Below are 8,167 nucleotides of genomic sequence, written 5' to 3' on the forward strand. Positions count from 1 at the left end.
ATATGTCCCACCTATCGTTCGCTTTTGCTCGCTATCCGCATATTCCGCATTTTGCGCACGCCGAGAGTGCCGCCGGAGCCTGCGCGATGCCGCCCTTGGCTGTCTCGCGTAACGTGGCAGGCAGGGCGTGGCCCACTGAGAGCATCACGTGAGCCATCTGGTCAAACGGCACCAGGCTCTTGATGCCGGCGAGGGCGAGTTGCGCCGAGCTAAAGGCCGCGGCCACGCCGATGGCGTTGCGGTTTTGGCAGGGCACCTCGACAAGGCCGCCCACAGGGTCGCAAACGAGGCCCAACAGGTTGCTCAGCGCGATGGAGCTGGCGTCGAGCGCCTGCTCGGGCGTGCCGCCCATCATCTGGACCAGCGCGGCGGCGGCCATGGCGGCAGCGCTTCCAACCTCGGCCTGGCATCCGCCCTCGGCACCGGCGACGCAGGCACTCGTGGTGAGGTTGAGGCCGATGGCGGCGGCGCAGTAGAGGGCATTCATGACCTGTTCGTCGTCGAGTTGCAGGTGATCGGCGAGCGCCAGCACGCAGCCGGGGACGACGCCCGCGGAGCCTGCCGTGGGGGCGGCGACGATCACGCCCATGGTAGCGGAGCGCTCGAGCACGGCCATCGCGCGGGCCACGGCATCGGTCTGAACGGGGCCCATCAGGCTTGTGCTCAAATCGTTGTGGCAGGTGGCGTCGACGAGTTTTGCCTCGCCGCCGATAAGCCCGCCGAGCGATCGCTGCGGATTAGCGATGGGGGCCGTGGTCTCCTCGCGCATGACATCGAGCACACGGCGCATGGCTGCGATAGCATGGGCCTCGCCGGTCAGACGCGCCTCGCGCACGGCCATGACGGCACCGATATTCAAGCCGAGCTCGGCGCACGCATCGAGCAGCTGCTCGCCGTCGTCGAAGATCTCCTTGGCCGAGACGCCGGGGGAGAGCGACGAGGCCGAGCCCGGGAGCTCGATAAACGTGGCGTAATCGACATTGTCGAGCTTGCGCAGCATGGGGACGACGGTGTCGTCGGGAGCGCCGTCGGTCTCAAAGACGGAATAGGCCTGGCCGCCCACCTCGGTGCGGTAGGTGCGGCAGAAGGCGATGTTGACGTGTGCGTAGGCAAGCAGGTTTGTGAGCGCTGCGAGCACGCCGGGAACGTCCTGGTGCGCCACGAACAGCGTGGAATACATGCCCGAGATATCGACGCCGACGCCGTTGATGCGGCTGATGCGCATCTTGCCGCCGCCAAGGCTCTCGCCGCGGACCTGTGCCGTGGCGCCCGTGTCGTCGACCATGTCGATGTCGACGGTGTTGGGGTGGATGGAGGCGTCGTCGCCCTTAATTTCAAAGTGATAGTCGAGGCCCTGCTCGCGTGCGAGGTCAAAGGCCTGCTTGATGTTCTCGTCGTCGGTATCGAGGCCCAAGATACCCGCGACGAGCGCGCGATCGGTGCCGTGGCCGCGGTAGGTGTGGGCAAAGGAGTTCCACAGGCCAAAGGTGACCTTGGTGATGCGGCCTTCCAGCAGGCTGGCGGCAACCTGGGCGCAGCGCAGGGCACCGGCGGTGTGCGACGAGCTGGGGCCGACCATGATGGGGCCCAAGATCTCGAATGCCGAGGTCGTAGCTAGTGTTTGCGGCTTGCCTGCCATATGCGCTCCTGTTCTATCCCGTCGTTCCGAGGGCTTTGGTATTTGGTCGCCTGCTCTACAGTCCTGGCTCGCACGGAGGCCACATTAAGTGGCCTCCGGCTCGTGCGGAACTCGCGATCGACCAAATACCAAAGCCCTCGGAACTTAGGATACATGGTAGGGGCACGCTTGCTGCAAAATTCATCAGCTGGGGACGTGCTGTTCATTGCGCATCGAAATATTCACACCACCGTGAAAAAAAAGAAGTACCGGTTGGGGCCGGTACTTCTTTTGGTTCTAATGCTTTGCTGTCTGGGCTCTGTGAACCTATTTATAGGCCGCAGGCTGCCTTGAGTTCGTTGACGCGGTCGGTCTTCTCCCAGGTAAAGTCGGCGTCTTCGCGGCCGAAGTGACCGTAGGCTGCCGTCTTTTCGTAGATGGGGCGACGCAGGTCTAGGTCGCGGATGATGGCGCCCGGGCGCAGGTCGAAGGTCTTCTCTACGGCCTCGACGATCTTGTCCTCGGCAACATGCGCGGTACCGAAGGTGTCGACCATGATTGAGAGGGGCTTGGAAACGCCGATGGCGTAGGCAAGCTCGACTTCGCAGCGGTCGGCCAGGCCGGCGGCGACCACGTTCTTGGCGACCCAGCGCGCGGCATACGCGGCGGAGCGGTCGACCTTGGTGCAGTCCTTGCCGCTAAAGGCGCCGCCGCCGTGACGGCCGTAGCCGCCGTAGGTGTCGACGATGATCTTGCGGCCGGTGAGGCCCGTGTCGCCCATGGGACCGCCCACGACAAAGCGACCGGTGGGGTTCACGTAGATGTCCGCGTTGCCCCACGGCATGTTCTCGGCGGCCATGACCGGGGTGATGACGTGCTCGATGAGGTCGGCCTTGATCTTGCCCATGTCCTCGATCTCGGCGGCATGCTGCGTGGAGATGACGATGGTCGTGACCTCGACGGGCTTGCCGTCCTCGTAGCGCACGGTGACCTGGGTCTTGCCGTCGGGGCGCAGGTAGGGCAGGGTGCCGTCGTGGCGTACGGCGGCCAGACGCTCGGCCAGGCGGCTTGCCAGGTAGTGCGGCATGGGCATGAGGGTCTTGGTCTCGTTGGAGGCATAACCGAACATCATGCCCTGGTCGCCGGCGCCGATCAGGTCGATCGGGTCGGTGGTGGCGCCGGTCTGGGTTTCGAAGGACTCGTCAACGCCCTGGGCGATATCGGGCGACTGCTCGTGGATGAGGCTCATAACGCCGCAGGTGTCGCAGTCAAAACCGAACTTGGCACGGTTGTAGCCAATGCGGCGGATAACGCCGCGGGCGATTTCCTGTACGTCGACGTAGGCCTGGGTGCGGATCTCGCCGGCAACGATGACCGTGCCGGTGGTCACGAGGGTCTCGCAGGCGCAGCGGACGTTCTCAACGTTGGCGGGCACGCCGTTGGGCGCAATGTAGCCCTGCTCCTGCAACTCTATTTCTTTAGCGAGGATTGCGTCGAGGACGGCGTCGCTGATCTGGTCAGCGATCTTATCGGGATGACCTTCGGTCACCGACTCCGACGTAAACACAAAGGACCCGTGTTGGGGTGGGATGGAACGAAGTTCTTCTGACATGATTGTCCTTTCAAAAACGTGTCCCGGCGACCGTTACCATTCCGCCGGGCTCTGTATGCAAGGGCACATCATAGCGCGTAAATCCAACATTCACACCCTTTCCGCACCTACTCATTGGGGACAGACTTAAATGACCAGCCAACTCATTGGGGACAGACTTAAACGAGCAGTCTTAAACGACCAGCCTAGTAACGTCCCTAAGTGCCGACAGGTTGCCCAAAGACTGGTCATTTAAGCCTGTCCCCAATGAGTGGGTCGATGCCCTTTGTGCGGAGGTCGCATTGTTGCTTTATACTGGTGCAGTTAGACATCCATCCTGCAATCGAGGAGATTTCCATGGCATCAGACGTTCGCGTCCGCTTTGCACCCTCACCGACGGGCAAGCTGCACATCGGCGGCGCCCGCACCGCTATCTATAACTGGGCTTTTGCCCGCGCAAACGGCGGCACGTTCATCCTGCGCATCGACGACACCGACCCCACCCGCTCCACCGACGAGAACACGCAGATCATCCTGCGCGCCATGCGTTGGCTGGGCTTGGACTGGGACGAGGGTCCCGAGGTGGGCGGCGACTTTGGCCCCTACGCCCAGACCGAGCGCCTGGACCTGTACAGGCAGGCCGCCCAGAAGCTCTGGGACGAGGGCAAGGCCTATCCCTGCTTCTGCACCAAGGAGCAGCTCGACGCCGATCGCAAGGCCGCCCAGGAGCGCAAGGACCCCTTCCAGGGCTATCAGCGCCGCTGCCGCGATCTTGATCCCGAGGAGGCACGCCGCCGCATCGAGGCCGGCGAGCCCTACGTCCTGCGCATCAAGGTTCCCGAGGACCGCGGCGACGTCGTCATCCACGATGCCGTCCATGGCGAGGTGACCTTCGACGCCAAGGAGCTCGACGACTTTGTCATCTTCCGCTCCGATGGCACGCCCACGTATAACTTTGCGACCGTCGTCGACGACGCCATGATGAAGATCACCCACGTTATCCGTGGCGATGACCACCTTTCCAACACCCCTCGCCAGGTCATGGTCTACGAGGCCCTCGGCGCGCCCGTGCCCACGTTCGCCCACATCTCCATGATCCTGGGCGCCGACGGCAAGAAACTCTCCAAGCGCCATGGCGCCACCTCGGTGGAGGAGTACCGTGATGCCGGCTACCTGCCCGACGCGTTCGTCAACTACCTGGCGCTGCTCGGCTGGTCGCTCGACGGCGAGACCACGATCATCCCGCGCGATGTCCTGGCCAGCAAGTTCTCGCTCGACCGCATCTCCAAGAACCCGGCGACCTTCGACCCCAAGAAGCTCGACTGGGTCAATGCCGAGTACATCAACGGCATGTCCGATGCTCAGTTTGCCGACGAGATCATGGTCCCCGAGCTGCACGAGGCAGGCCTCATCGAGGGCAACGTCGAGTACGGCGAGGACTGGATCGACGCGCTTGCCGCCATCGTCAAGCCGCGCACCAAGATGCCGGCCGACGCCGCGACCGTCGCCACTCCTATCTTTGCCACGGCCGAGACGCTCGAGTATGACGAGAAGTCTGTCAACAAGGGTCTGGCCAAGGAGGGCATGGGTGCCATTCTGGATGCCGCCAAGACCGCGCTCGAGGGCGTGGACGAATGGACGGCCGCGAACATCGATGCCGCACTTGAGCCGCTGCCCGAGCAGATGGACCTCAAGAAGCGCGTGGTGTTCCAGGCCGTGCGCGTCGCCGTCTGCGGCAACATGGTGAGCCCTCCGCTGGGCGAGACCATGGCGCTCGTCGGCCGCGACGACTGCCTGGCGCGCATCGACCGCGCCCGCACGATGGCGTTGTAACAGTCGCGTAAACGCATGTATCCGAGCCCCGCTCACCACGAGTGGGGCTCTTGTTTCTCAAGACGTATGGGATGGGAGGTACAGAGACCATGGCCGAGCAACTGTCACTGTTTGGTTCGCCTGAACCCGAGCGGGCTTCCGTAAAGCCTGTCCGCACGGCCAAGCAGGCCAAGCCCGCGCCTGCGCCCGAGCCCGTTTCCGCCTATGCGAGCGTGGTCCTCGACATTCCCACCCGTGCGCTGTCCGAGCCGTTCGCCTACGGCATTCCGCAGTCCCTTGCCAATGAGGCCCAGATCGGCTCCACCGTCCTAGTTCATTTTGGAAACCGTGCGGCCGCTGGCTATATCGTCGACATTGCGTCTGGGCTGGGCGAGCTGCAAGGAAACACCGTCCTTGATCCAGTGCGCATCAAGCCCGTCGAGGCCATCCTCAGCAAACCGCTCTTTGGCGCCGAGACCGCCCGCATTGCGCGTTGGATGAGCCGCGAGTATGTCGCGACGCTTTCCGAATGCCTGCGTCTGTTTTTGCCTCCGGGCGGCAGCCCGCGTGTCGTGAAGGGCGATGACGGGGCGTGGACGGTTGAGCGCCCAGCCGTCAAGCCTATTCAAAACCGCTGGGTCATGCTCACGCCTGAGGGTTTCGACTATACGCCGCCCAAGACCGCCGTTCGTCAGCGTCAGCTCATCGAGGCGCTCCAGTGCGGCCCGGTCACGACGCGCGATCTCAACCTGCTCTACAACAGTATGTCGGCGACCATCAAGGCGCTCGAAAAACGCGGCGTCGTGGTGGTGGAGGAGCGCCGCGCCTGGCGTGGCTGCAGCGAGCAGACCACGTTGTCCTCGGCAAGCGGCAAGGCGCCGGTCGCGCTCACGGACGGCCAGCAGCAGGCGCTCGCGCAGATTGAACGCGCGCGCCTTGACGCCCACGGCGACGTGGTCCTTGTCGATGGCGTCACCGGATCCGGTAAAACCGAGGTCTACCTCTCCGCTATCGAGCGTGTGCTCGCGGCCGGTCGCTCGGCCTGCGTGCTCGTGCCCGAGATCTCGCTGACGGCCCAGACCGTCGGCCGCTTCCGCTCGCGCTTCGGTGAGACGGTCGCGGTCTTCCACTCGCGCCTTTCGGCCGGCGAGCGTCTGGACCAGTGGGATATGGTCGCCAGTGGTGCCGCGCGCGTTGTCGTCGGCGCGCGTTCGGCACTCTTTTGCCCGCTCAGCGATTTGGGCCTCATCATCATCGACGAGGAGCACGAGACCAGCTACAAACAGGGCTCCAGTCCGCGCTACCATGCGCGCGAGGTGGCGGCCGAGATGGCGCGCCGCTATCGCTGCCCGCTCGTGCTGGGCTCGGCCACGCCTTCTGCCGAGGCCCTCGATCGCTGCCGCCGCGGCACGTACAACGGTGTCACCTGGACGCGCGTCGAGATGCCCGAGCGCCCGGGACACGCCGTGCTACCCACGGTCCGCATTGCCGACCTGCGCCGCGAGTTTTCGCACGGCAGCCGCTCCATGTTCTCTAAACCGCTGATGGAAGGTTTGGAGCGCGTTGTAGAGCGCCGCGAGAAGGCTGTGCTGCTGCATAACCGTCGCGGTTTTGCGCCGTTTTTGATGTGCCGCGAGTGCGGTTGCGTCCCCACCTGCAACCACTGCTCTACGGCGCTTACGTACCACGAGCGCACCCATACGCTGCAGTGCCACACCTGTGGTTCGTCCTGGCGCGTGCAGCCCTATCCCGCGCCCACGAGTCGCTGCCCCAAGTGCGGCAGCCGTTACCTGGCAAAAATGGGTCTGGGCACGCAGCAGATCGAGGATGCGCTGCACCAGATGCTGCCCGAGGATGTAGCCATCATTCGCATGGACGCTGATTCCACGCGTGGCAAGGACGCGCATAAGAAGTTGCTCGAGCAGTTCGATGCCGCCGATTGCGCGGTGCTGCTGGGTACCCAGATGATTGCCAAGGGCCTCGACTTTCCCGAGGTCACGCTCGTGGGTGTAGTCAATGCCGATTTTGCGTTAAAACTGCCCGATTTTAGAGCGGGGGAGCGCGCCTACGATTTGCTGGAGCAGGTCGCCGGTCGTGCCGGACGCGGCGATCGCCCTGGCGAGGTCGTCATCCAGACCTACCTGCCCGAGGACCCGGTCATTCGCGCCGTCGCCGAGCACGACCGCTCGATCTTTACCGACTTCGACCTGGACCAACGCCGCGACGCCCTGTATCCGCCCTTCGTGCGCCTGGTCAACATTTTGGTGTGGTCGGCAAGCCGCGACGATGCACAGGATTATATCGGGCGCATCGCAAAGCTGCTCAAGCGCCGATGGCATGCCGCCGCTCCCGACTTTTTGCGGGCGGGCAGCGCGGTGCCGCAGGTGCTGGGCCCGGCTTCATGTGTAATCGAGAGAGCTAAGGACCGTTATCGCTTCCACCTGCTTGTGAAGTCGCCCGTAGGGTACCATGTCTCTGATGATATCGACGCCTGCCTCAAAGAGGTGGGCTCCGTGCGCGGCGTGAGCGTGAGCGTTGACGTCGACGCCTATGATTTGATGTAACAACCCGAAAGGATGGCCATGGAAGCCAACGGAATCGTACTGTCGCCCGACCCTCGTCTGCGTCAGGAGTGCGCCGTCATCGAGGAGATCACCCCGGCGATCGAGGCGCTTGCCGAGAAGATGAAGAAGATGATGTTCGAGAACGGCGGCTGCGGCCTGGCTGCCCCGCAAATCGGCGAGCTCATCCAGCTCGTCACCATTGACTGTGACTACAGCGACAAGAACGACTACGATCCGTACGTGCTCATCAATCCTGTCATTGTTGAGCAGAGCGACCATCTGGTGCCGTTTAGCGAGGGCTGCCTGTCCATCCCTGGCATTAGCTGCGAGATCGAGCGTCCCGATCACGTTATCGTCGAGGCGTACGACCTGGATGCCAACTTGATTCGCTATGAGGCCACGGGCGATTTGTTCTGCGTGTGTCTGCAGCACGAGATTGACCATCTGCACGGCAACACCATGTTCGAGCGACTCAAGCCGATGCAGAGGCTCAAGGCCGTCAAGGAGTACCAGGACGCCCTGGCTCGCGGCGCTCGACCGGGCGAGACGGAGTAGGTCGTCCGTCCCCGGGGCGCCCGCCTA

At 63.7% G+C, this 8,167-nt stretch carries 5 protein-coding genes; 3 read left to right on the forward strand and 2 right to left on the reverse strand.

From position 1 onward, the window contains the following. Positions 1-31: 31 nt before the first annotated feature. Positions 32-1,639, reverse strand: a complete 1,608-nt coding sequence (sdaAA, locus tag DW823_RS04395; RefSeq protein WP_118080592.1) for an L-serine ammonia-lyase, iron-sulfur-dependent, subunit alpha — start codon at positions 1,637-1,639, stop codon at positions 32-34. Between the two features lie 310 nt (positions 1,640-1,949). Continuing rightward, on the reverse strand, positions 1,950-3,230 hold the full coding sequence (metK, locus tag DW823_RS04400; protein WP_118080594.1) for a methionine adenosyltransferase: 1,281 nt from the start codon (positions 3,228-3,230) through the stop codon (positions 1,950-1,952). 336 nt (positions 3,231-3,566) lie between these two features. On the opposite strand from metK, the gene gltX reads away from it, so the two are divergent. From gltX to def, 3 genes are all read left to right on the forward strand, one after another. Next, the gene (gene gltX, locus DW823_RS04405) at positions 3,567-5,042 is read left to right on the forward strand and encodes a glutamate--tRNA ligase (RefSeq protein ID WP_118080596.1); all 1,476 of its coding nucleotides are present in this window, start codon (positions 3,567-3,569) and stop codon (positions 5,040-5,042) included. An 89-nt stretch (positions 5,043-5,131) separates the two neighbouring features. Further along, the gene (priA, locus tag DW823_RS04410) at positions 5,132-7,585 is read left to right on the forward strand and encodes a primosomal protein N' (protein ID WP_233542983.1); all 2,454 of its coding nucleotides are present in this window, start codon (positions 5,132-5,134) and stop codon (positions 7,583-7,585) included. Positions 7,586-7,603: 18 nt separating this feature from the next. Further along, a complete protein-coding gene (def, locus tag DW823_RS04415; protein WP_118080600.1) occupies positions 7,604-8,140 on the forward strand; it encodes a peptide deformylase in 537 nt (178 codons plus the stop codon). The last annotated feature ends 27 nt before the right edge of the window (positions 8,141-8,167 follow it).

The organism is Collinsella sp. AM34-10 (genome assembly GCF_003469185.1).
Classification (GTDB): domain Bacteria; phylum Actinomycetota; class Coriobacteriia; order Coriobacteriales; family Coriobacteriaceae; genus Collinsella.

What these genes read in the sequence shown, in the direction of transcription:
- sdaAA (WP_118080592.1), bottom strand. Translation starts at nt 1,639, where the DNA reads ATGGCAGGCAAGCCGCAAACACTAGCTACGACCTCGGCATTCGAGATC.
- metK (WP_118080594.1), bottom strand. Translation starts at nt 3,230, where the DNA reads ATGTCAGAAGAACTTCGTTCCATCCCACCCCAACACGGGTCCTTTGTG.
- gltX (WP_118080596.1), top strand. Translation starts at nt 3,567, where the DNA reads ATGGCATCAGACGTTCGCGTCCGCTTTGCACCCTCACCGACGGGCAAG.
- priA (WP_233542983.1), top strand. Translation starts at nt 5,132, where the DNA reads ATGGCCGAGCAACTGTCACTGTTTGGTTCGCCTGAACCCGAGCGGGCT.
- def (WP_118080600.1), top strand. Translation starts at nt 7,604, where the DNA reads ATGGAAGCCAACGGAATCGTACTGTCGCCCGACCCTCGTCTGCGTCAG.